Origin of the sequence: Streptomyces sp. NPDC005811 (genome assembly GCF_040630405.1) — a bacterium.
GTDB lineage: Bacteria > Actinomycetota > Actinomycetes > Streptomycetales > Streptomycetaceae > Streptomyces.
Window position 1 is genome coordinate 37377 of sequence record NZ_JBEXXK010000005.1, and the last position, 19087, is coordinate 56463.

The following is a 19087-nucleotide window of genomic DNA, read 5'->3' on the forward strand; positions in this document are numbered from 1 at the left end:
CTAGAAGGGCGGTTCGTCGCTGTAGCCAGCGGGGGCCCACGGGTCGCGGCCGGTGTCGCGGCGGCGGCGCAGCCACCGGGGGCGGCGCGGGAGCGGCAGCAGGGTCACGGCCCATGGCGTCCAGCAGGAGCAGAACTCCCACTCGGTTCCGGCCCACTCGCCGGTCTCGTAGTCGCCGTAGTCGTGCTCGATGCCGCCGACGCCCTCGCAGGTGTGGCAGTCGGGGCGGGGCGTGTCGGTCAGGATCAGCGCGTTGCGGGGCAGTGCGGTGAGCCAGATACGCAGCCTGAGCATGGGTGTTGTTCTCCTTCTCAGCCGTAGAACTTGTTGCGCTTGATGACGGCCTTGCGGATGTTGACCGTGGTCCCGGCGCTGTGCCGGTTGCTGCTGAAGATCTGTACGGCGATCCATCCGCCGAAGACGACGGCGGCCAGGGTGATGAGCTGGGTGATGAGCGCGGTGAGCGCGGTGATGAACGTGGTGAGCAGCAGCAGTCCGCCGCAGACGGCGAGGAACCCGACGCCTCCGAGGGCGACGTTCACCGCCGCCCGCGACACGGCCAGCTTCGCGGCGATCGGTTCGGGCTGCGCGGTGGGGATGGCGTAGCCGGTGACGACCCGGCCGTCGGGCAGGACGATGCTCGCGACCGCCGGCACGGCGTGCGGCTGCACCGGCATGAGCGGCGCCGCGTACGGCGCCACGGCGGGGGCGAGGGGGGTGGGGTGGTGGACTTCCGGGGCCCAGGCGGCGGGCGTGTTCGGGGCGGTCTGGGGGTGCATGGTGGTTTCCCTTCCGGTGGTCGGCGGGAGACAGGGCGCACCTGCCTGAGGGGCTGTGGGAGGGGTTGGGCAGGGGGCTGCCTGGCCCCCTTTACCGGCCTTACCTTGCAGGTCAGGGGCCTCTACCTCCCCCTCTACCGGGGTAAGGAGTCCCCTCTACCCGGCGGCGGTCGCCGAGGGCGGCGCGCGGCCGGGCGGAGGGGGTGTCCGGTAGGGGTGGGGTAGGGCGGGGCCCCTTTACCTGCCGGTGCTCAGCAGGATCTCGGCGGGCACGGCTGCCTCGATGTCGCGGCGCTGGTAGCCCGCTCCGTTGGCGCCGCTGATCTTCACCTGCTTGCTGGTGCGCTTCACGCCGGCCGCCTCCAGCTCGGCGGCGAGGCGTTCGGCGTTGAGGTCGCCGTAGACGTCTTCGTCGAGGTTGACGAGTGCGGCGAGGAGGTCGGTGGTGAACATGCGCGGGGAGTGCCGCATGACGTCGAGGACGTCGGAGACGATCGCGGGCACGCTCACGCCGGCCGCGTCGGCGGCGGCGGTGACGTCGCCGGCCGCGTCGCCGGTGAGCTGCCCGGCTGCCTCGCGCAGGGTGCGGCCCTTGCGGCACAGGGCGGCGAACCCGGTGCCGTCGAGGTAGTCGGCCCGCACGGTCACGAACGACGCCGGCCCGGTGACCAGCACACCCACGCCCTTGTGGTCCTCCGACAGCACGGAGGCGTCCGCGCCCTGCGCGGCCTTGCCCTTGCCGAGGACCATGTCCGAGCTGGTGCGGTCGACGACCTGTGTCGAGTAGCGGATGGTGATGATCTCGCGCAGCTTCGCCGGGACGGACTCGGCGTCGGGGCGCTGGGAGGCGAAGTTGGAGATGAACCCGGCGGCCGGGCCGCGTCGGGCGATCCGGCACAGGTCGTTGATGACCTGCTCGCGGTCCTCGCGCTCCATCGCGGTGAAGTACTCCTGAAGTTCGTCGATGGTGACGAAGATGACCGGCAGGTTGTACTTGACCATGATGTCGGGGGTCAGCTTTCCCTCCGGGCACACGGAGGTGGGCAGGTCCCGCAGCAGCGCGAACCGGCGTTCCATCTCCGCCAGCAGCTCTTGCAGCATCGCCTTCAGCGCCTCGATCGCGTCGTCCTCGGCACCCATGACCAGCCGGTGAGCGACCGCCTTCATCGGCATCCAGTCGGCACCGCCCTTGCCGTCCGCGACGTAGTGACGCACGTAGGCGTCCAGCAGACCGGCCGCCGTGAGCAGCCGCTGCGAGAACGTCTTGCCCCGGCGGGGCAGACCGCCGAAGAACATCGACTGCCACATCACCGGCACCGCCACGCGGTTGCCGCGGGCGTCCTGCCCGAACGGGACCGGCTCCCAGATGGAGAACCGCTCCGCCTTCTCCAGCGGGGACGGGTTCGGGGTGCCGAGGTAGGGGTCGTCGTCGGCGACCCACATGGTGACGCGGCCGGCGTTGCCGCCCTTGGCGGCGCGGACGCGGGACATGATGACCTGGATCTCGTCGACGCCGAGTTCCTGCGCGATGACCTCGCGCTTGGCGAGGACGTCGGAGGCGGTCTTGCCGCCGCCCCTGGGCATGTCGAAGATCACGGCCCAGCCACGGCCGTCCCGGACCGGGCCCATCGTGCACGAAACCCTCGGAGCGTCCTTGTCGTCCTTGCCGCTGCCGCTTTTGAGGAGGCCGGCGGCCCGCAGCGCCTCATTGAGCTGCTGCGCGGACATGTCCACCTTCAGCGGCGGCGCCGCCTGGTCCAACAGCCGCGTCTCCTTGCCCCGCCCCAGGTAGGCGAGCGGGGTGATGACGGCCGCCGCGATGCCGGTTTGCAGCAGCGGGGGCGCCAGCACGATCCCGAGGGCGGCGGCGGCGACCGCAGCCGCTGCGGCGCCGAACCGCCAGCGCCGGGCGCGGGTGCGGATGCCGTGGGCGATCTGGAGCCGGGCGGCCAGCTCCACATCCTCCGGCCGCGCCTTGGACTGCGCCCGCAGGGCCTTGACCACCGCGCTGTGGTCCTGCGCCGAGAGCGTCGGCCACAGCCCCACGGCGGCACGGAAGAAGCCACGCGCGGCCAGCAGTACCGTCTTGACCAGGTACTTCGGGGTGCGGAAGGCGTGGTAGCGGGTGTGCCACCAGGTGAGCCGGCCGAACGCGCGGACGTTGTCGATGACGGCCCTGCGCGAGCGGGCCCATGCGGGCAGGACGTCGGTGTCGGGCAGGGAGAGCCAGTCGGCGAGGGGGTTGCCGGGACGGTCGACCGCCTCGCCCTCCAGGGCGGGGGCGTCCGCCGGGGCGGGGGCGGTGGTGGTCTTGTCCAGGTCGACGGCCGGCGTGGTGCGGGCGGTGCGGTGGTCGTCGAGACGGTGGACGGTGCCCACGGTGGTCTGTTCCGTGGTGGCTTCACTCATGACGGTCTCCTGAGTGCGGCCCCGACGGGGCGGCGAGGGAAGGAAGATCGGGATACCGGGCGCGGGTCTCGGCACGGCTGAGCTGGGACGGCCGGGTGCGGGGGCCGTCGACCCAGCAGAAGGGGCGGATGCCGTCGGCGGCCGTGAACACCCGGATCGCGGCGCCGTCCGCCGCGTCGGGCAGGGGGTGGACACGGCCGCCGTCGAGGCTGGCCAGGAGTCGGGCGCCGTGGTGCTCGCATCCGTCGGCCCCGGCGTTGAAGGCGTCCAGCACGGTCACCGCGACCGGTCCCGTGCAGGGGGTCGGGTCGTCCGGGTGAGCGGCCGGGCAGCGGGCGGGCATGCTCACCACCAGCCGGAGGACTTCTTGGCGGCCTTGGCCTGCGCCTTGGTCTTGGCGTCCTCGCGGATGAGGGTCTCGCGCACCGTGCGCAGCGCGCTCAGCTCCGCCGACAGCCGCGACTCGATCTGCACCGACAGCCGGTCCAGCTTGCTCTCCGCGCGGGTGGTGCTGTTGCCCCGCACCACGGCACGGGAACCGCCCGCCAGAGCGGTGATCACCTTGCGCTTTTCGGAGCCGGTCAGCGGCCACAACTCCCCGTTGCGCGCCGCTTCCAACTTGCGTTCGGCCGTGACGATTTCGCGGTCAAGGCGGCGGATCTCGGAGTTGCCCATGTCAGGCAGTCCCTTCGGACCCGGGAGGGTCGGGAAAGGCGCAGGGCACACACATGCCCAGCGCGGGAGGGATGACGTATCCGGCGTCACGCCGGCAGGAAGGACAGAGGCGGCGGGCGGTGTTGGCCTTGGCCAGAGCCGCCCACTTCGCGGGGGTCATGGGCCGGACCGGCTTGGCCAGGTCGACCCGGTACAGGTAGGCGATCAGCGGGCCCCGGCGGCGGCGCGGTCGTTCGAGAGTCGCGGCCACACCCTGACCGCCGGGCCGCAGGTCGCGGGCCCTCAGTTGGCGGCGGGTGGCGTAGCCGTCCGGGGCCAGGCGCCACCGGAACACAGGCAGTGTGCTCACGGCGTTGCCGCAGTGGCGGCGCGCTCGGCGAGCAGGGCGTCACGGAGCATGCGGGCGTTCGCGGGCGAGGTGCGCAGGGCCCGGCGGATGCCCTCCCCGGTCACCTCCGCGTCCGGCAGACCGGCCGTCGCTTTGCGTGCTTCCGCCATGAGCTGGTCGGGGGTGCGGCGGGTGCGGGTCGACTTGGCGGCGACCGGGACACGGCCCGTCGCCCGACGCGGCCCCATCGACGCGGCCGGCACCGAACGGGCGGGCACCGGGGCGATCGGCACCGGCTTCACGATCGGGGCGACGGCGGGCATCGGCTTCATACCGCCGCCCGACTTGCCCAGGTCGACCGGCGCCGGAGCGGGCACCGGGAGCCGTGTCAGGACGACCGTGGCCGGGGTCGATACCGGCAGGTCAGAGGTAGACCGTTCTCGACTGCTTACGGTCGATTCCTCCGCATTTGCGACCGGAGGAGGATCGAGGGGCGCCGTGCCGAACATCGAGGCGAGGGCCGCGTCCGCACCGCCGGTGATCCGGGTGCGCTGAACCTCCAGCAGCCTCGATCCCAGGGCGACGTCCCCGACCCCGACTTTGCGGGCGAGGCGCCACGACTTGCGCTCCGACCACCGCTTGACCCAATCACTCGGGTGGTGGGCGGCGCGGGCCCGGTGGTAGGCGAGAGCCTGGACGATGTCGGCGGTGCGCCGCTCGTGCTCGGCGTCCCGCCCGTCGGTGTGGACGACGATCCGGCGGGCGAGGAACGCCATGCCCTCCGCCGAGACGGACATGCCCAGCGGGGTCAGCGCGTAGACGACCGTGCGGCCCGGGTCCGGCGCGGCCATGGCGGCCATGACGGACGCGGCGGCCGGCAGCACCCACAGACCCGCCCGGACGACGAGCGGTGAGGACTGGCCCAGCATGGTCAGGCCCAGCAGGACCAGGGCGAGCACAGCCGTGGCACCCTCACCGGCACCGAGCGCGCCGAGCGCGGTCCCGGAGCCGTAGGCGTGGCCAATGTTGCTGTAGGTGCCGATACCGCCGACCACACCGGTGGCGAGCATCGGCACGAACGCGGCCGACAGCACGCCCTTCTGTACGGTCGTGAGTTCCTGCGTCGGGGTGCTCACGCCGCACCGCCGGGCACGATCGCGCCGGCCGTGCGGTTGGTCAGGTCCCGCCGTGCGGCGAGCAGGCCGTTCCGGGCCCGGCGGATGCGGCGTGTGTCGACGTCGTTCGCGGGGTGGTCCAGGGCCTTGATTTGCGCGTCCAGCAGGGCGACCTCTGCCAGGATCAGCGGGGACTCCTGCTCGATCGCGTCCAGCTCCGCATCCGTCGGCTCGATCCAGTCGGTGAACGCGGTAACAACGTCCTGAACAGTGACGATGTGTTCCATGGGTCGTGTTCTCCCTGGTAGGTGAACGGCCCGAACAGCGGCCCCGGTGTTCCAGCACCGGGGCCGCGCGCCGTTTGGGAAAGGGGATGCGCCGCACACCTGGTGTGCGGCGGGCCGCGCGAGAGGCGGCCGGTGCCCCGGGCCGGATCCGATCCGGCTCCGTCACGGTCCCCGCCGGGAGGGCGGCGGGTCCGGGGCTGTGAGGTGCGTTCAGCGCCGGACGACGGCCTTGTCCATGTCGCGGTGGCGGACGGTGACTGTGTGGCCGGCGGTGGTCAGCCGGTAGGCGAGGGCGCGGGCGAAGGTGGGGGCCCGGTGGCGTCCGCCGGCGCATCCGTCGGCGACCGTCACGGTTCCGGCGCTCGGGCCGGCGGCGAACGCGGCCACCGCCGCAGTGGTCGCTTCCACCAGCTCCGCGATGCCGGGCGTGCTCATCACGGCGGCCCGGACGGGCGCGTCGTCGGCGGTCATGTAGCGCAGTTCCGGCGAGACGTGCGGGTCGCGGAAGTGGTGACGTAGGTCGATGGTCAGGTGCGCGGCCGGGGGCGCGTCGTGCAGGTAACCGAACGAGACGATCTCGACAGTCGCGGTCATGCGGACTCCAGGGAAACGAGAAGGGGTGTTCCGGCTCCCCTCAGCGCCGCACGTACGAGACGTGCAGCGGAGGCAACCGGCCGCAGCGCTAGCCGCTGCGATGGCAGGTCAGGGGGCGGACCGGTTCGGCCGTGAGCGCGTGCGCTCCGCTCACTGGCTCAGGTGTTGCGCAGGCGCCGCCGGCCGGTCCATCACGGCGGCGCCCAAAGCGTTCTTCGGAGCATCGGAACTCCCAGGTCGAAGGGGCAGGGAACATCACTGCAAGGGGGACCAAGTCCCCACACGCCGGCCGTTGCTCGCGGTCACCGGGCCACCTCGCCAGACCGGGCCGAAGCCCTGATTGATCCCCTGGCCTTTAGCGGGATTGCAGCGTCCCCGCCCTATGCATTCGTGCAGGTCAAGCAGCCGTGAGAACGCCTCCCCGCCTTCCGTTGGGGTGGCCTCTCCGGCACATCTCTAGACTGGACCGGTGGACCGGTCCAGTCAAGCTCCAAGTCCCCTTCTGTCATTGGGTGTTGCTCATCTGTGCAGGTCAGAGCTGATTTGGCGCAGAAAAAAAGCTGGACCGGCGGACCGGTCCAGCTTCTCTATGGGTCACTCACCTACATCGCATACGTGTCCACCTGTTCGAAGTGAGGGGAAGGCGTCACGCCTTCCTCGCACACGAGAGGGCGCCCCTCCTGGTCGTAGGCGGTGTGAAGGACCACCGCGACGGCCGTGGGTTCCGACAGCCCTAGGTGGAGTGCTTCGGTCTCGGTGGCCAGGCGGACGGTGGTCACGTCCACGCCTTCCGCCGGGAAGCGGCCAGTCTGCCGACGCACGTAACGTGTCGTGCCTTCCGGGATGGGGGCCGTCTGTGCCAGTCGAGGCGAGGCCTCCGCGACGTCCGGCGGGAACCAGGCCTCCGCGTAGCTGTGCGGACTGCCGTCCGGGAGCTGGAGGATGCGGATGCGGCGAAGCGTGGCCACACCGGGATCCATGCCGAGCGTTGTAGCCACATGTGCGGGCGGCTCCGCCCAATCCGGTTCCCCGACGCGCAGGAACGGCATGCCGCCAGCGATGCGGGCGGAGCCCGCCCGTCGGGCGCCAGCCGGCCGCGCGACGGGTGTTTCGGTCACCACGAAGCCGGTGCCCTGCTTGGCCACGACAACGCCGTCGTTCCGTAGGACGTCCATGGCCTTGACCGTGGTCGCGCGTGAGACCGACCACTGTTCAGCCAGGTCGCGGCCGGATGGCAGGGTCTCACCGGGTCCGAACTCGCCGGCAGCGATACGGGCGCGCAGTGACTCTGCGATCTCCTCGTACTTCAGTAGTGCCATGTATGCCCCTCGTGCCGTCTCCTGTACTGGACTGGTCCACCGGTACACAGCATACTGCCGCTATGTCGAATTTCGCATTGGCCCCTTCTGTCATGCGCTTCTATGGCGAGACCGTGGACGAGAGTCGGCGCCTGCACCGTTCGGCGGATGGCCGCCTTGAGCTGGCGCGAACTCAGGAACTTCTGCGCCGCTTCCTGCCGCCGGCGCCTGCGAGCGTGCTGGACGTCGGGGGCGGCGCGGGAGTGCATGCGGAGTGGCTGGTCAAGGACGGATACGCGGTGACTCTGGTGGATCCCGTCCCCCGCCATGTCGAACAGGCTTCGGTCGTCTGCCCTGCGTCGCTCGGGGACGCGCGAGCGTTGGAGGCGTCCGACAGCAGTTACGACGTCGTGCAGCTCTTCGGCCCGCTCTACCACCTGCCCGACGCCTCCGACCGGCGCGCGGCACTCTCGGAGGCCAGGCGCGTCGTGAAGCCTGGCGGGCTTGTAGCGGCAGCAGCCATCAATCGCTACGCCTCGCTGTTCGAGCACGTCACGTACGCCCACCTGCACACCGAGCGGATGCACGGGTCGGTGTCCAACATTCTCCGCACGGCCGTGCACAACGGCCATCACTTCACCCTGTCGTACTTCCATCGCGGGGAGGAACTCGCCGAAGAACTGCGGGAGTCTGGGCTCACCGATGTTCAGGTCTTCGGGATCGAGGGCCCGGCATGGTCTCTCGTCAAGGCCGTTGAGCAGCAGTCAGGTACGGCACCTTCCGACGACCTGATTGCCTCCGCCGTGGCTGCCGCGCGGATGGCTGAGCCGTACCCGGAACTACTTGCGGCCAGTTCACACCTTCTTGCTGTCGGGCGGGCCCCCGTCAACGGCATCGGGGACTGACGGCAGTCTTTGACGGCAACACCGGTGCACATTGCCGTACCGGGAGAGTCGGTCGTGCACCCTGCTCGCTGGGCTGGGGAGCAGGGCCCGTGGCTTCTCGGCCGCTGGGGTGAACTTGTAAAGCGAAGGTCGTCGGTTCGAGTCCGACAGGGGGCTCGTCGCGGCCTCGGGGTCCTTGCCTCGGGGTCGCTTTTTTTGCGCCAGGCGGGCGATTGATCACACTATGTGACCGGCGCGGCATCCTTGAGTCTTGTGATCATTTGCATATCTTTGCGGCGATCTGACCGATTCATGAACATGCGTTCGCCGTATGTTCGGAAGGGCTCGTGCCTCAGATGTCACGCATCCGCGTATCCCAGGGCCTCGCCGCGCTCGCGGTGGCCGTCGCCGTTCTCACCGCCTCCCCGGCCGTCGCCGCCGTCCGCGCGTTCGACGACCCGCCGCCCTCCAGCGGCGAGGTCGACGGCCAGAAGGGCCAGGTGGGCAAGGACACCGCCCAGGCCAAGGAGGACATGGCCGCCGCCAAGGGCCAGGCCACCAAGTGCCCGCCGTCCTCGAAGCAGTGCATGTCCGACCTCGCAGGGGAGGGCAAGGAGCAGAAGGACGGCCTGGCCAAGACCCAGCAGACGCTGGACGCCGTCCACCCCGCCCCCGAGAACAACGCCTCCACGGTCGTGGACGGTGCCTGCGACGACTTCGCCGCCGGGCTGCCCTCCGCGCTCACCTCCTCGGCCGGCTCCGGCGAGCTGACCGGTGTCTGCGAGCTGATGAACCCGTGACGACCATGAACCGCCGGGCCCTCGCCCTCGGCGCCGCCGTGGTCGTCGCGCTGACCGTGCCGGCCGCGTCCGCCGTCGCCGACCCCGACCGGAGCGTGCCCGCCGCCCAGGCCTTCAACGGCGACTCCCCGCTGACCTCGGTCAAGGAAGTGAGTGATTACTGCGCCGCGCACGCCGGAGACTGCCGGTTCACGGTCAACCGCGCCGCCTCCAGCGAGTACCACACCGCCGTCAAGTCCCTCGGCAACGCGGTCGTCAACTGCACCAAGAAGGACATCAAGGTCACCCGTCAGGTCTCCCTCGAGGTCTCCAGCTCCGACAACCTGGGCGGGGAGATCACCGGGCAGATCACGCTCGAGGGGCAGCTCAACGCCTCCGGCTCGGTCACCGCCGGGGTGAGCGGCGAGGCCGGCGGCAACTTCAAGACGCCGGACCAGTCGAAGGGCCCCAGCGCCGAGGTCAACGCCAAGGGCGGGGCCAACGCCAGTGGCACGATCGGCGGTTCGGCCACGCTCAGGGCCGCCTTCGAGGGCGCGTTCAAGCTGTCGTACTCCAAGACCTGGAGCACCCAGCAGACCGAGTCCACTTCCTACGAGGTCGTCGTCGAGCCCGGTGACGCGCTCGTGTTCGGGGCGAGCGCCGCGATGCAGCGGGTCGCCGGGAGCATCTCCACCGGGGGTGGGCTCGGGATCCGCAACGTCTTCGTCGACGGCCCCTCCAGCGTCAATACGAGCACGTTCGTCGCCGACACCTTCACCGTCCCGGGCAACACCTGCCAGAAGCTGCGGCCCGGCGGCAAGACCGGCGCCGAGGACCCCGACAAGCCGAAGCCTCCCACCAGGTCGGCCGCCCTGCCCGGCACGCCGGAGCTGCCCGAGGGGTCCCGGCTGAAGGAGCGCGTCGCGCTCGGCGGTGAGGTCTCGTGACCGCCCGTGCGCCGCAGCCCCTACGCGCCCGAGTCCCGGAGAGGACGAACGTGAGAAGACGAACCACCGCCCTGCGCCGTCCCGCCGTCGCCGCCGTCTGCCTGGGACTGGTCGTCCTGCCGGCCGGTCCCGCGTTCGCCGGGCGGGTCCAGCAGGAGCCCGTCGAGGTGATCAACGGGGATCTGGCGCTGCCCGCGTTCAGCGGTACCGGCTACAACAACGCCGGCGTCACCGGCTGGTCGGTCGGTTCGACCTCCGCGAACAACGGCGCCGGAACCGCCGGCGGCGTCTGGCGCTACTCGGGCGACGCCTCCGGCCACCCGGACAAGCAGGTCGCCGTGATGCTGCGCGAGAACGGCGCCGCCTACGAGTTCAAGCAGCGCCTGCGCGGTGTCCGCCCGGGGGCCAGGGTCACCGTCACCTTCGACGACAGCCCCGGGGTCTCCACCTACTGCGCCCCGCGCACGGTGGAACAGGGCCAGACCTACACGGTCCAGGGCGAGGGCGGAGAGGCTCAGGAGGAGCTGACCGAGCCCGACCCGGACGCGGAGTTCAACGTCCTCGGCTCCGGCGTCTGGCGCACGGGACGGACGTACACCTTCACCGCCGACCAGTACGAGCCCCTGCTCACCTTCGCCTCCACGGTGCCGGTGAAGCCGTACGGCGCCGCCGCGGGCACCGGCACCAACGGCGGTTACTGCGGCCCCATGATCGCCGGCATCAAGGCCGTCCAGGTCGCGCCCCCGCTCGACAAGACCGTCCGCAGCAACGCCCTGCCCCCGTCCCTCGCCTTCAAGGGCAACGACAAGCTGACCGACGTCTCCCAGGCCGTCACCGAGTGCAACAGAAGCGCCGCCCGGTGCGCGTTCACCCCGAGGACGACTACTCCTTCGCCTACTACGAGCCCGCCCGGCAGGTCGGCGAGAACTACGTCAACTGCACCCGCGCCACGCTCGACCGCGAGCGCCCGCTGAAGTTCACCGCCCGCACCATCAGCGATCTGCCGGCCCCCGCCGGACTGCCGCCCGCCAGTGCCACCGCCAACCCGACGAACATGAACGGGCAGTTCACCACCGGTACCGGCACCACCCCCGCCTGGAGCCCGGAGGCCACCCGCACGGTCAAGGAAGTGATCAGCCCCGGCGAGGTCTCCTGGATCGAGACCCAGAGCGGACGCCAGCGCACCGAGGGCTGGTTCACGTCGAACCCCACGCCCGCCGACCCGCACCAGGACTGGCGCCTGTACACGGTCCTGGACTACCCCTCCCCGCAGCTCGCCGACCGCTTCTACCAGCGCACCGGCCCGATGACCCCGGCCGAGCTGTCCCGCTGCCGCTCCAGCCGGCCCTCCGCCGAGACCCCCAACGACGCGGGCTCCCCGGCGGCCGGAGCCGACCGTGGCTGAGCCGACCTCCGCGCCCCCGCGCCCAGAGCGAAACGGACCCCACCCCATGCCGACCCACCGTGAACCGACCCGGCGCCGGGCTCTGGTGCTCGCCCTGGTCCTGGCCTGCGGACTGCCGGCCCTCACCCACCCCGTGTCGGCCGCTCCCCGGGCGGCCGCCGAGCGGCTCGCGGCGACCGACTGGGACACCCTCTCCTGGGGCGACGACACCTACGGCCAGAAGACCGTCCCCGAGGCGGCGCTGAAGGGAGCGAGCGCCGTCTCGGCGGGCGACTTCCACTCACTGGCCGTGCAGGACGGTGCCGTCGTCGCCTGGGGGAGCAACCTCTACCAGCAGACCGACGTCCCCGCCTCGCTCTCCTCGGGCGTCACCGCCGTCTCCGGCGGCTATCTGCACTCCCTCGCCCTGAGGAACGAGGGGGTCGTCGCCTGGGGCAGCGACCGCTACGACTCCACGGTCGTCCCGCCCGCCGCGAAGTCCGACGTCAGCGCCATCGCCGCGGGCCAGTTCTTCTCGCTGGCGCTCAGGAACGGCGCCGTGATCGGCTGGGGCGACGACCGCTACAACCAGACGGACGTGCCCGAGGCGGCCCACTCCGGCATCACCGCGATCGCCGCCGGCGCCTACCACGCCCTCGCCCTCACCGACGAGGGCAAGGTCATCGCCTGGGGCGACAACCGCAACAAGCAGACCGACATCCCCACGGCGGTCAAGAACGGCACGGTCACCGCCATCGCCGCCCGCAAGGACCTCTCCGTCGCCGTCGTCGGCGGCCGGGTCTACGCCTGGGGCGCCAAGGTGGCCAACCAGTCCGTGCCGTCCCTCGCCCAGTCCAAGGTCACCGCGGTGGCCGCCGGATACGGGCACATCGTCGCCCTGCTCGACAGCGGCCGGGCCATCGAGTGGAAGGCGAACAGCACGGCCCTGAACACGGTCCCCGCCACCGCGAACACCAAGGTCCAGGCCGTCACCGCAGGCGCCTACCACTCCCTCGCCCTGCGCGGGGACCCACCACCGGACACCCACTGACCACCGCGGGCCGGTGACAGGCGCGTCACCGGCCCAGCAGACGGCGGCCGATCTCCATGTCGGCCGCCGTAGGCCGTTCGCCGGCCTCGATCCGCCACAGGCTGTTCTGGAGCAGCCGGCCCAGGGTCCAGGCGCGGGCCCGCTCCCGGTCGAGACCCAGTGCCCCGCTCAGCGCGTCGAAGCGCCGGAGGACGTCCTCGGCGTCGAAGCGGTTGATCAGGGCCGGCCAGAGTTCGAAGCCCGGGTCGCCCGCGAGCGGCTTGGGGTCGATCGCGAGCCAGGGGGCGCGGTCGGCGCCGAGGACGTTGCCGTAATGGAGGTCCCAGTGGAGGAGCCGGTCGCCGGGCTCGGCCGCGACCTCCCGTACGGCGGCCGCGCAGTCGGCGAGCAGCCGGCGGTCCCGGCGGCCGGGTGTCCGGGCGAGCGCCTCCGGGGTCCGCTCCAGCATGCCCCGCGCGACATCGCCCAGCTCCCGCAGGCCCTGCGGCGCCCGGACGGACGTCAGCCGGGCCAGCAGGTCCCCGATGACCGGCACGGCCGCGTGGACGTCCTCGACGTGGATCAGCGTGCGGTGCGGGTCGAGGCGTTCCAGGAGGAGGGTGCCGGTCGGCCCGTCGTGGCGCAGCAGCCGTACCGCGTGATCGCCGTTCCAGGTGCGGAGCGCGACCGGCTCGCCCGCCGTCTCCTCGTCGAGGAGCTGGAGCTTGAGCACGGCCCGGGTGCCGTCGGCGCCGGTCACCGGCAGGACCAGCGCGCACACGCCGTGCATCGGCGGACCGTCGGTCCGCAGCTCCCAGCGCTCCAGGAAGACCGCCACCAGGTCCGGCAGCCCCGTGACGAACGCCCGCCCCGCCGCGCCGTTGATCTTTACCTGTTCTGTCACCAGCGCGCCCGGAATCTCGATCACCTTCCGGACGATACTTGCGGGTGTGAATCGGCTCCCGCGGTTTTCCGCTCTGCGGCGGGCGGTGTGGTCGTACGTCCGCAGCGCGCCCGGCACCTATGTGTGGCTGGCGGTCCTGTTCTTCACCACGGTCGCCCTGCACCACATGTCCCCGGAGTTCGAGCAGGAGTTCCTGCGGCAGCGGTCCACCAACCTCCACGAACTGTCCCGGCACCCCGTGCGGGTGCTGATCGCAAGTGCGATGTGGATCGACGGCGGGTACTGGCTGCCGTACGCGGCGCTGTACTCCGTCTTCCACGCGCAGGCCGAGCGCTGGCTGGGGACCTGGCGCTGGCTGACGGTGTGCGTGGCGGCGCATGTGCTGGCCACCCTGGTCAGCGAGGGCGCGCTGCTCAAGGCGATCCGGGACGGGATCGCGCCGGTGTCCTCGGTCAACACCCTGGACGTGGGCGTGAGTTACGCGCTCGCCGGGGTGGTGGCGGTGCTCGGCCACCGGATCCGCACACCGTGGCGGTGGGCGTATCTGGCGGTCGTGCTCGCCTTCTTCGCGGTGCCGCTGGCCGCCGGGCCGACCTTCACCGACTTCGGCCACTTCGTCGCCGCCCTCATCGGTCTCGGCTGTTATCCGCTGGTCAGAGGACGTGGAAAAGTGCGGAATCCGAAGGAGACAGGGCCCGTGTCACCGGATAACGTCCGGCCATGAGCACCTCGGCAAGCGATGTCGTGAACGGCGGGATCTCCTACTGGTACGCGGACGACGGACTCCCGGTCGTACGGGAGCCGCTCGGCGGCGACCGGTCCGCCGACGTCGTGATCGTCGGCGGCGGCTACACCGGGCTGTGGACGGCGTACTACCTGAAGAAGGCCGCCCCCGATCTGCGGATCGCCGTCCTGGAGCAGCGGTTCTGCGGCTACGGCGCCTCCGGCCGCAACGGCGGCTGGCTCTACAACGGCATCGCGGGCCGCGACCGCTACGCCGCCCTGCACGGCCACGAGGCCGCCGTGCGGCTCCAGCGCGCCATGAACGACACCGTCGCCGAGGTGGTGCGGGCGCTCGCCGAGGAGGGCGTCGACGCCGACGTCCGGGTCGGCGGCGTCCTGGAGGTGGCCCGGACCCCCGCGCAACTGGCCCGCCTCAAGGACTTCCACGCGCACGAGGTGTCGTACGGCGAGACCGACCGCGAGCTGTACGGCGCCCGGCAGACCGCCGAGCGGCTGCGGATCACGGGGGCCGTCGGCTCGACGTGGACCCCGCACGGGGCGCGGGTGCACCCGGTGAAGCTGGTCAAGGGGCTCGCGTCGGTCGTCGAGGCGCTGGGCGTCGAGGTGTACGAGTCGACGCCGGTCACCGAGATCCACGCCGGACGGGCCGTGACGCCGTACGGCACCGTGCGCGCGCCGTACGTCCTGCGCTGCACCGAGGGATTCACGGCCGCGCTGAAGGGCGAGCGGCGGACCTGGCTGCCCATGAACTCCTCGATGATCGCCACCGAGCCGCTCACCGACGAGCAGTGGGCGGCCGTCGGCTGGGAGGGCCGGGAGGCGCTCGGGGACATGGCGCACGCCTACATGTACGCCCAGCGCACCGCCGACGGGCGGATCGCGCTCGGCGGGCGCGGGGTGCCGTACCGCTTCGGCTCGCGCACCGACCACGACGGCCGCACGCAGCCCGAGACCGTCGAGGCGCTGCGGGACATCCTCGTCTCCTTCTTCCCGGCGCTCGCCGGGCTGCGGATCACGCACGCCTGGTCCGGGGTGCTCGGCGTGCCGCGCGACTGGTGCGCCACGGTCACCCTCGACCGGGCCTCGGGGCTCGGCTGGGCGGGCGGTTACGTCGGCTCGGGCGTCGCCACCACCAACCTGGCCGGCCGGACCCTGCGCGACCTCGTGCTCCTGGATTCCGGGCGCGGCGGCAACACCGACCTCACCGTGCTGCCCTGGGTCGGCCATCAGGTCCGCCGCTGGGAGCCGGAGCCGCTGCGCTGGCTGGGCGTCCAGGGCATGTACGCCACCTACCGCACCGCCGACCGCCGCGAGACGCGCACCCACAGCGCGGGTTCCTCACGCCTGGCGCGGCTCGCGGACCGGGTGTCGGGGCGGCACTGAGCGCTCCGCTGGGAGGGGCCGCCGATCGATGTGCCGCCGATCGATGTGCCGTCTTTCGATGTGCCGTCTTTCGTCTGCGGCGGCGCTGTGGCCGGCCGCGCAGTTCCCCGCGCCCCTTCAGGGCGGTCAGCCCACCGACTCCGGGACCGCCTCCTGGGACGGGAGTTCGTGTTTCGGGGGTTTCGCCGTCACCATCAGGCCCGCGATCAGGCCCGCCAGGAGCATGATCCCGGCGGCCCACCAGATGGCGACCGTGTAGCCGTGGACGATGCCCTCGCGGGTGACCGCGTTGCGTTCGGCGGGGCCGGTCAGATGGGCCGTGATGTAGGCGGCGCTGCTGGTGGTGGCGATGGTGTTGAGCAGCGCCGTCCCGATGGAACCGCCCACCTGCTGCGAGGTGTTCACGGTGGCCGAGGTGACGCCCGCGTCCTTCGGGGCGACGCCCGCGGTCGCCGTGGCGAACACCGGCATGAAGGTCAGGCCCATACCGAGGCCCATGAGCAGCAGCGCGGGCAGGATCTCGCTGGTGTAGGAGGAGTCCACCGTCATCTGGGTGAGGATCACCATGCCGCTCGCGGCGAGGATCATGCCGGGGACCATCAGCGCCCGCGGCTGCACCCGGCTCATCAGCCGGGCCGAGATCTGGGTGGAGCCGACGATGATCGCGAGGGTGAGCGGCAGGAAGGCGAAGCCGGTCTTCATGGGCGAGTAGCCGAGGATGACCTGGAGGTAGTAGGTCATGAACAGGAACAGGCCGAACATGCCGATGACGGCCAGCATCATCGTCAGCAGGCAGCCCGCGCGGTTGCGGTCCTTGAGGATGTGCAGCGGCAGCAGCGGGCTCGGGGCGCGCGTCTGCCACCACACGAAGGCCGCGAGCAGGACGACCCCGGCCGCGAACAGCGACAGCACGAACGGATCGCTCCAGCCGCGCGACTCGGCCTCGCTGAAGCCGTAGACGATCGCGAACAGGCCGCCGCAGCCCAGGACCACCCCGGGCACGTCGAGCCGGGCCGGGTGGCCGGGGGAGTCGTGCAGCAGGGCGGACGCGCCGAGCACCGCGACGATCGCGATGGGCACGTTCACGTAGAGGCACCAGCGCCAGTCCAGGTACTCGGTGAGCACGCCGCCCACGATGAAGCCGATCGCGGCGCCGCTGCCGGCCAGGGCGCCGTAGATGCCGAAGGCCTTGCCGCGTTCCTTGGGGTCGGTGAACGTCGTGGTGAGCAGGCTGAGCGCGGAGGGTGCGAGGACGGCGGCGAAGACGCCCTGGAGGGCGCGGGCGCCGAACAGCATCCCGGGGCTGACGGCCGCGCCGCCGAGCGCGGAGGCGCCCGCGAAGCCGATCAGCCCGATGACGAAGGTGCGTTTGCGGCCCACGAGGTCGGAGATCCGGCCGCCGAGCAGCAGCAGCCCGCCGAAGGCGAGGGTGTAGGCGGTGATGACCCACTGGCGGTTGCCGTCCGAGATGCCGAGGTCCCGCTGGGCGGACGGGAGCGCGATGTTCACGATCGTCGCGTCCAGGACCACCATCAGCTGGGCGAGGGCGATGATCACCAGGCCCCACCAGCGGCGGGGATCGGGCTCCGTCGAGGATTCACCTGTCCGGGTGACACTCATTTGCCCAGAAGACCACGAATCGGGAGGTATTGCATCCTGTTCGGTGACTGGGGCGACTTTTTGGGTGGGTGATCGCGTCGGTGGTCCGGCGGGTGGCGGGTCATGGCTCCAGCACCACCTTCCCGACGGTCCGGCGGGTCTCCAGGGCGCGGTGCGCGGCGGCGGCCTCGGCGAGCGGGAAGCGCTGGACGGCCGGGGTGAGCCGGCCGGCGGCGGCCTCGGCGAGGGCGCGTTCCTCCAGGGCGCGCAGACCGCCCGCCCGCTCCAGCATCACCGGCCCGAGGACCGACTGCGAGACGCCCTCGACGAAGTGGCCCTTCCCGTCGCGGACGCCCTCGGCGGACCAGCCGAAGACGAGGTGCCGCCCGCCGGGACCGAGGAGGGCGACCGCCTCGGGGGCGACCTTCCCGCCGACGCCGTCGAGGACGACCGTGACGGCCCGGCCGCCCAGTGCGGCGCGGACCTTCCCCGGCCAGTCGGGGTCGTCGTAGTCGACGGCCGGATCGGCGCCGTTCGCCGCGGCCAGGGCCGTCTTGCGGGGCCCGCCGGCCAGACCGACGACCGTGGCACCGGTGCTCCGCGCGTACTGGACGAGGAGGGTGCCGATGCCTCCGGCGGCCGCCGGGACGAGGACCACGGCCTCCGGTCCCAGCTCGGCGAACTGCAGGACCCCCAGCGCCGTACGCCCCGTGCCGATCATCGCGACGGCCGCGGCGAAGTCCAGGTCCGGCGGGATCTCGTGCAGCCGGGCGGCGTCGGTGACGGCCAGCTCGGCGTAGCCGCCCGGTGCGAAGCCGAGGTGGGCGACGACCCGCCGGCCGAGCCAGGAGCCGGGGGTGCCCGCGCCGAGCGACTCGACGACTCCGGCGACCTCCCGCCCGGGGATCGTGGGCAGCGGGGTCGGCGCGGGGGCGGGCGGGCCCTGCATGCCCTCGCGCAGGGCGGTGTCCAGGAGATGGACGCCGGCGGCCCGTACGGCGATACGGACCTGTCCGGGGCCGGGGGCGGGGTCGTCCACCTCCTCGTGGGAGAGGTTCTTGGCCGGGCCGAAGGCGTGCAGACGGATGGCGTGCATCGGGATCCCCCATGGGTGGGTCGGTGTGCGGGTGTGCGGGTGTGCGGGTGTGCTGTTCAGGGATCCACGTTTCAACCTCAAGTGCGCTTGGGGTCAAGGGTGGGTGGGAAGGCGCAGGTCAGGGGCGTTGTCAGTGGTGGGGTGCACGATGGGGGCATGGCGAGGCGTGCGAGCGGTGGGGCAGGGGTGAAGGCGGCGCGGCGGCCGGAGGTGCGGCTGCCCGCACTGGAGCCGTACGGGGGAGCAGGGCTGGAGCCCGACGGGGACTACGACGCGGTGGAGTTCCGCGGGCTGGACCTCGCCGGGCAGGACGGCGCGGGGGCCCGCTTCATGGACTGCGCCCTGACGGAGTGCGCGCTGGACGGCACAAGGCTCAGACACGCCCGCTTCCTCGACTCGGTCCTCACCGGCGTCCGGGGCGTCGGCACCGATCTCGCGGAGGCGACCCTGCGCGATGTCGAGCTGGCCGAGGCCCGTCTGGGCGGCACGCAGCTGTACGGCGCCGTGCTGGAGCGGGTGCTGGTCCGCGGCGGGAAGATCGACTTCCTGAATCTGCGGCAGGCGCGGCTGCGGGACGTCGTGTTCCAGGGCTGTGTGCTCGTCGAGCCGGACTTCGGCGGGGCCCGGCTGGAGCGGGTGGAGTTCGTGGACTGCGCGGTGCGGGCGGCGGACTTCACCGCGGCGACCCTCACCGACGTCGACCTGCGCGGCGCGGTGGAGCTGGGGATCGCCTCGGGCGTGGACCGGCTGTCGGGCGCGGTGATCAGCTCGGCCCAGCTCCTGGACCTGGCACCGGTGCTGGCGGCGCAGCTGGGGCTCAGGGTGGAGGGCTAGGGCTGGGGCTGGGGCTGG

Annotated in this window: 22 protein-coding genes; 9 read left to right on the forward strand and 13 right to left on the reverse strand. The window is 71.9% G+C overall.

Annotated features, from left to right (window positions below; all coding sequences use genetic code 11):
- The 10 genes from ABZ490_RS06720 to ABZ490_RS06765 form a co-directional block, all read right to left on the reverse strand.
- Positions 1 to 294, reverse strand: a complete 294-nt coding sequence (locus tag ABZ490_RS06720; RefSeq protein ID WP_358985233.1) for a hypothetical protein — start codon at positions 292 to 294, stop codon at positions 1 to 3.
- A 17-nt stretch (positions 295 to 311) separates the two neighbouring features.
- Entirely contained in the window at positions 312 to 779 is a 468-nt protein-coding gene (locus ABZ490_RS06725; protein WP_358985235.1) for a hypothetical protein, read from the reverse strand.
- Positions 780 to 1016: 237 nt separating this feature from the next.
- On the reverse strand, positions 1017 to 3188 hold the full coding sequence (locus tag ABZ490_RS06730; RefSeq protein WP_358985238.1) for an FtsK/SpoIIIE domain-containing protein: 2172 nt from the start codon (positions 3186 to 3188) through the stop codon (positions 1017 to 1019).
- Entirely contained in the window at positions 3181 to 3531 is a 351-nt protein-coding gene (locus ABZ490_RS06735; RefSeq protein ID WP_358985941.1) for a hypothetical protein, read from the reverse strand. The genes ABZ490_RS06730 and ABZ490_RS06735 overlap by 8 nt, the downstream gene beginning before the upstream one ends.
- Positions 3532 to 3533: 2 nt before the next feature.
- Positions 3534 to 3863, reverse strand: coding sequence for a hypothetical protein (locus ABZ490_RS06740; RefSeq protein WP_358985241.1), 330 nt, complete (start codon positions 3861 to 3863; stop codon positions 3534 to 3536).
- Position 3864: 1 nt separating this feature from the next.
- Positions 3865 to 4212 carry an RRQRL motif-containing zinc-binding protein gene (locus tag ABZ490_RS06745; RefSeq protein WP_358985244.1) on the reverse strand — a complete coding sequence of 116 codons (348 nt, stop codon included), beginning with the start codon at positions 4210 to 4212 and terminating at the stop codon, positions 3865 to 3867.
- Positions 4209 to 5261 (reverse strand): conjugal transfer protein, encoded by a 1053-nt coding sequence (locus ABZ490_RS06750; RefSeq protein ID WP_358985944.1) that lies wholly within the window; start codon positions 5259 to 5261, stop codon positions 4209 to 4211. Before ABZ490_RS06750 ends, ABZ490_RS06745 begins: the two co-directional genes overlap by 4 nt.
- Positions 5262 to 5323: 62 nt before the next feature.
- On the reverse strand, positions 5324 to 5593 hold the full coding sequence (locus ABZ490_RS06755; protein ID WP_358985247.1) for a DUF6284 family protein: 270 nt from the start codon (positions 5591 to 5593) through the stop codon (positions 5324 to 5326).
- Between the two features lie 210 nt (positions 5594 to 5803).
- Complete coding sequence (locus tag ABZ490_RS06760; RefSeq protein ID WP_358985250.1) at positions 5804 to 6187, reverse strand: RNase adapter RapZ; 384 nt, start codon at positions 6185 to 6187, stop codon at positions 5804 to 5806.
- 602 nt (positions 6188 to 6789) lie between these two features.
- Positions 6790 to 7506 carry a GntR family transcriptional regulator gene (locus ABZ490_RS06765; protein ID WP_358985253.1) on the reverse strand — a complete coding sequence of 239 codons (717 nt, stop codon included), beginning with the start codon at positions 7504 to 7506 and terminating at the stop codon, positions 6790 to 6792.
- A gap of 62 nt (positions 7507 to 7568) precedes the next feature.
- On the opposite strand from ABZ490_RS06765, the gene ABZ490_RS06770 reads away from it, so the two are divergent.
- From ABZ490_RS06770 to ABZ490_RS06795, 6 genes are all read left to right on the forward strand, one after another.
- A complete protein-coding gene (locus tag ABZ490_RS06770; RefSeq protein ID WP_358985256.1) occupies positions 7569 to 8390 on the forward strand; it encodes a methyltransferase domain-containing protein in 822 nt (273 codons plus the stop codon).
- Positions 8391 to 8725: 335 nt separating this feature from the next.
- Complete coding sequence (locus tag ABZ490_RS06775; protein WP_358985259.1) at positions 8726 to 9169, forward strand: hypothetical protein; 444 nt, start codon at positions 8726 to 8728, stop codon at positions 9167 to 9169.
- Positions 9166 to 10095, forward strand: a complete 930-nt coding sequence (locus ABZ490_RS06780) for a hypothetical protein (RefSeq protein ID WP_358985262.1) — start codon at positions 9166 to 9168, stop codon at positions 10093 to 10095. Before ABZ490_RS06775 ends, ABZ490_RS06780 begins: the two co-directional genes overlap by 4 nt.
- Before the next feature lie 50 nt (positions 10096 to 10145).
- On the forward strand, positions 10146 to 11069 hold the full coding sequence (locus tag ABZ490_RS06785; protein WP_358985265.1) for a hypothetical protein: 924 nt from the start codon (positions 10146 to 10148) through the stop codon (positions 11067 to 11069).
- Complete coding sequence (locus tag ABZ490_RS06790; protein ID WP_358985268.1) at positions 10955 to 11500, forward strand: hypothetical protein; 546 nt, start codon at positions 10955 to 10957, stop codon at positions 11498 to 11500. The genes ABZ490_RS06785 and ABZ490_RS06790 overlap by 115 nt, the downstream gene beginning before the upstream one ends.
- A 46-nt stretch (positions 11501 to 11546) precedes the next feature.
- Positions 11547 to 12530: a hypothetical protein gene (locus ABZ490_RS06795; RefSeq protein ID WP_358985271.1), complete on the forward strand. Its 984-nt coding sequence runs from the start codon at positions 11547 to 11549 to the stop codon at positions 12528 to 12530.
- A gap of 25 nt (positions 12531 to 12555) precedes the next feature.
- Here ABZ490_RS06795 and ABZ490_RS06800 read toward each other — a convergent pair whose 3' ends face one another.
- Entirely contained in the window at positions 12556 to 13437 is an 882-nt protein-coding gene (locus ABZ490_RS06800) for an aminoglycoside phosphotransferase family protein (RefSeq protein ID WP_358985274.1), read from the reverse strand.
- A gap of 22 nt (positions 13438 to 13459) precedes the next feature.
- On the opposite strand from ABZ490_RS06800, the gene ABZ490_RS06805 reads away from it, so the two are divergent.
- A complete protein-coding gene (locus ABZ490_RS06805; protein WP_358985277.1) occupies positions 13460 to 14137 on the forward strand; it encodes a rhomboid-like protein in 678 nt (225 codons plus the stop codon).
- Positions 14134 to 15540, forward strand: a complete 1407-nt coding sequence (locus tag ABZ490_RS06810; RefSeq protein WP_358985280.1) for an FAD-dependent oxidoreductase — start codon at positions 14134 to 14136, stop codon at positions 15538 to 15540. Before ABZ490_RS06805 ends, ABZ490_RS06810 begins: the two co-directional genes overlap by 4 nt.
- A 126-nt stretch (positions 15541 to 15666) precedes the next feature.
- On the opposite strand, the gene ABZ490_RS06815 is transcribed toward ABZ490_RS06810, so the two are convergent.
- The gene (locus tag ABZ490_RS06815) at positions 15667 to 17160 is read right to left on the reverse strand and encodes an MFS transporter (RefSeq protein WP_358985283.1); all 1494 of its coding nucleotides are present in this window, start codon (positions 17158 to 17160) and stop codon (positions 15667 to 15669) included.
- A 100-nt stretch (positions 17161 to 17260) separates the two neighbouring features.
- Complete coding sequence (locus tag ABZ490_RS06820) at positions 17261 to 18235, reverse strand: zinc-binding dehydrogenase (protein WP_358985286.1); 975 nt, start codon at positions 18233 to 18235, stop codon at positions 17261 to 17263.
- Between the two features lie 156 nt (positions 18236 to 18391).
- Here ABZ490_RS06820 and ABZ490_RS06825 point away from each other — a divergent pair, with 156 nt between their 5' ends.
- Positions 18392 to 19069 carry a pentapeptide repeat-containing protein gene (locus ABZ490_RS06825; RefSeq protein WP_358985289.1) on the forward strand — a complete coding sequence of 226 codons (678 nt, stop codon included), beginning with the start codon at positions 18392 to 18394 and terminating at the stop codon, positions 19067 to 19069.
- The last annotated feature ends 18 nt before the right edge of the window (positions 19070 to 19087 follow it).

Bases quoted from the DNA above. Each gene is read 5' to 3' on its own strand.
- ABZ490_RS06755 (WP_358985247.1), bottom strand. From the start codon at position 5,593: ATGGAACACATCGTCACTGTTCAGGACGTTGTTACCGCGTTCACCGAC.
- ABZ490_RS06775 (WP_358985259.1), top strand. From the start codon at position 8,726: ATGTCACGCATCCGCGTATCCCAGGGCCTCGCCGCGCTCGCGGTGGCC.
- ABZ490_RS06765 (WP_358985253.1), bottom strand. From the start codon at position 7,506: ATGGCACTACTGAAGTACGAGGAGATCGCAGAGTCACTGCGCGCCCGT.
- ABZ490_RS06820 (WP_358985286.1), bottom strand. From the start codon at position 18,235: ATGCACGCCATCCGTCTGCACGCCTTCGGCCCGGCCAAGAACCTCTCC.
- ABZ490_RS06795 (WP_358985271.1), top strand. From the start codon at position 11,547: ATGCCGACCCACCGTGAACCGACCCGGCGCCGGGCTCTGGTGCTCGCC.
- ABZ490_RS06730 (WP_358985238.1), bottom strand. From the start codon at position 3,188: ATGAGTGAAGCCACCACGGAACAGACCACCGTGGGCACCGTCCACCGT.
- ABZ490_RS06760 (WP_358985250.1), bottom strand. From the start codon at position 6,187: ATGACCGCGACTGTCGAGATCGTCTCGTTCGGTTACCTGCACGACGCG.
- ABZ490_RS06720 (WP_358985233.1), bottom strand. From the start codon at position 294: ATGCTCAGGCTGCGTATCTGGCTCACCGCACTGCCCCGCAACGCGCTG.
- ABZ490_RS06740 (WP_358985241.1), bottom strand. From the start codon at position 3,863: ATGGGCAACTCCGAGATCCGCCGCCTTGACCGCGAAATCGTCACGGCC.
- ABZ490_RS06770 (WP_358985256.1), top strand. From the start codon at position 7,569: ATGTCGAATTTCGCATTGGCCCCTTCTGTCATGCGCTTCTATGGCGAG.
- ABZ490_RS06750 (WP_358985944.1), bottom strand. From the start codon at position 5,261: ATGCTCGCCACCGGTGTGGTCGGCGGTATCGGCACCTACAGCAACATT.
- ABZ490_RS06825 (WP_358985289.1), top strand. From the start codon at position 18,392: ATGGCGAGGCGTGCGAGCGGTGGGGCAGGGGTGAAGGCGGCGCGGCGG.
- ABZ490_RS06725 (WP_358985235.1), bottom strand. From the start codon at position 779: ATGCACCCCCAGACCGCCCCGAACACGCCCGCCGCCTGGGCCCCGGAA.
- ABZ490_RS06810 (WP_358985280.1), top strand. From the start codon at position 14,134: ATGAGCACCTCGGCAAGCGATGTCGTGAACGGCGGGATCTCCTACTGG.
- ABZ490_RS06815 (WP_358985283.1), bottom strand. From the start codon at position 17,160: ATGAGTGTCACCCGGACAGGTGAATCCTCGACGGAGCCCGATCCCCGC.
- ABZ490_RS06735 (WP_358985941.1), bottom strand. From the start codon at position 3,531: ATGCCCGCCCGCTGCCCGGCCGCTCACCCGGACGACCCGACCCCCTGC.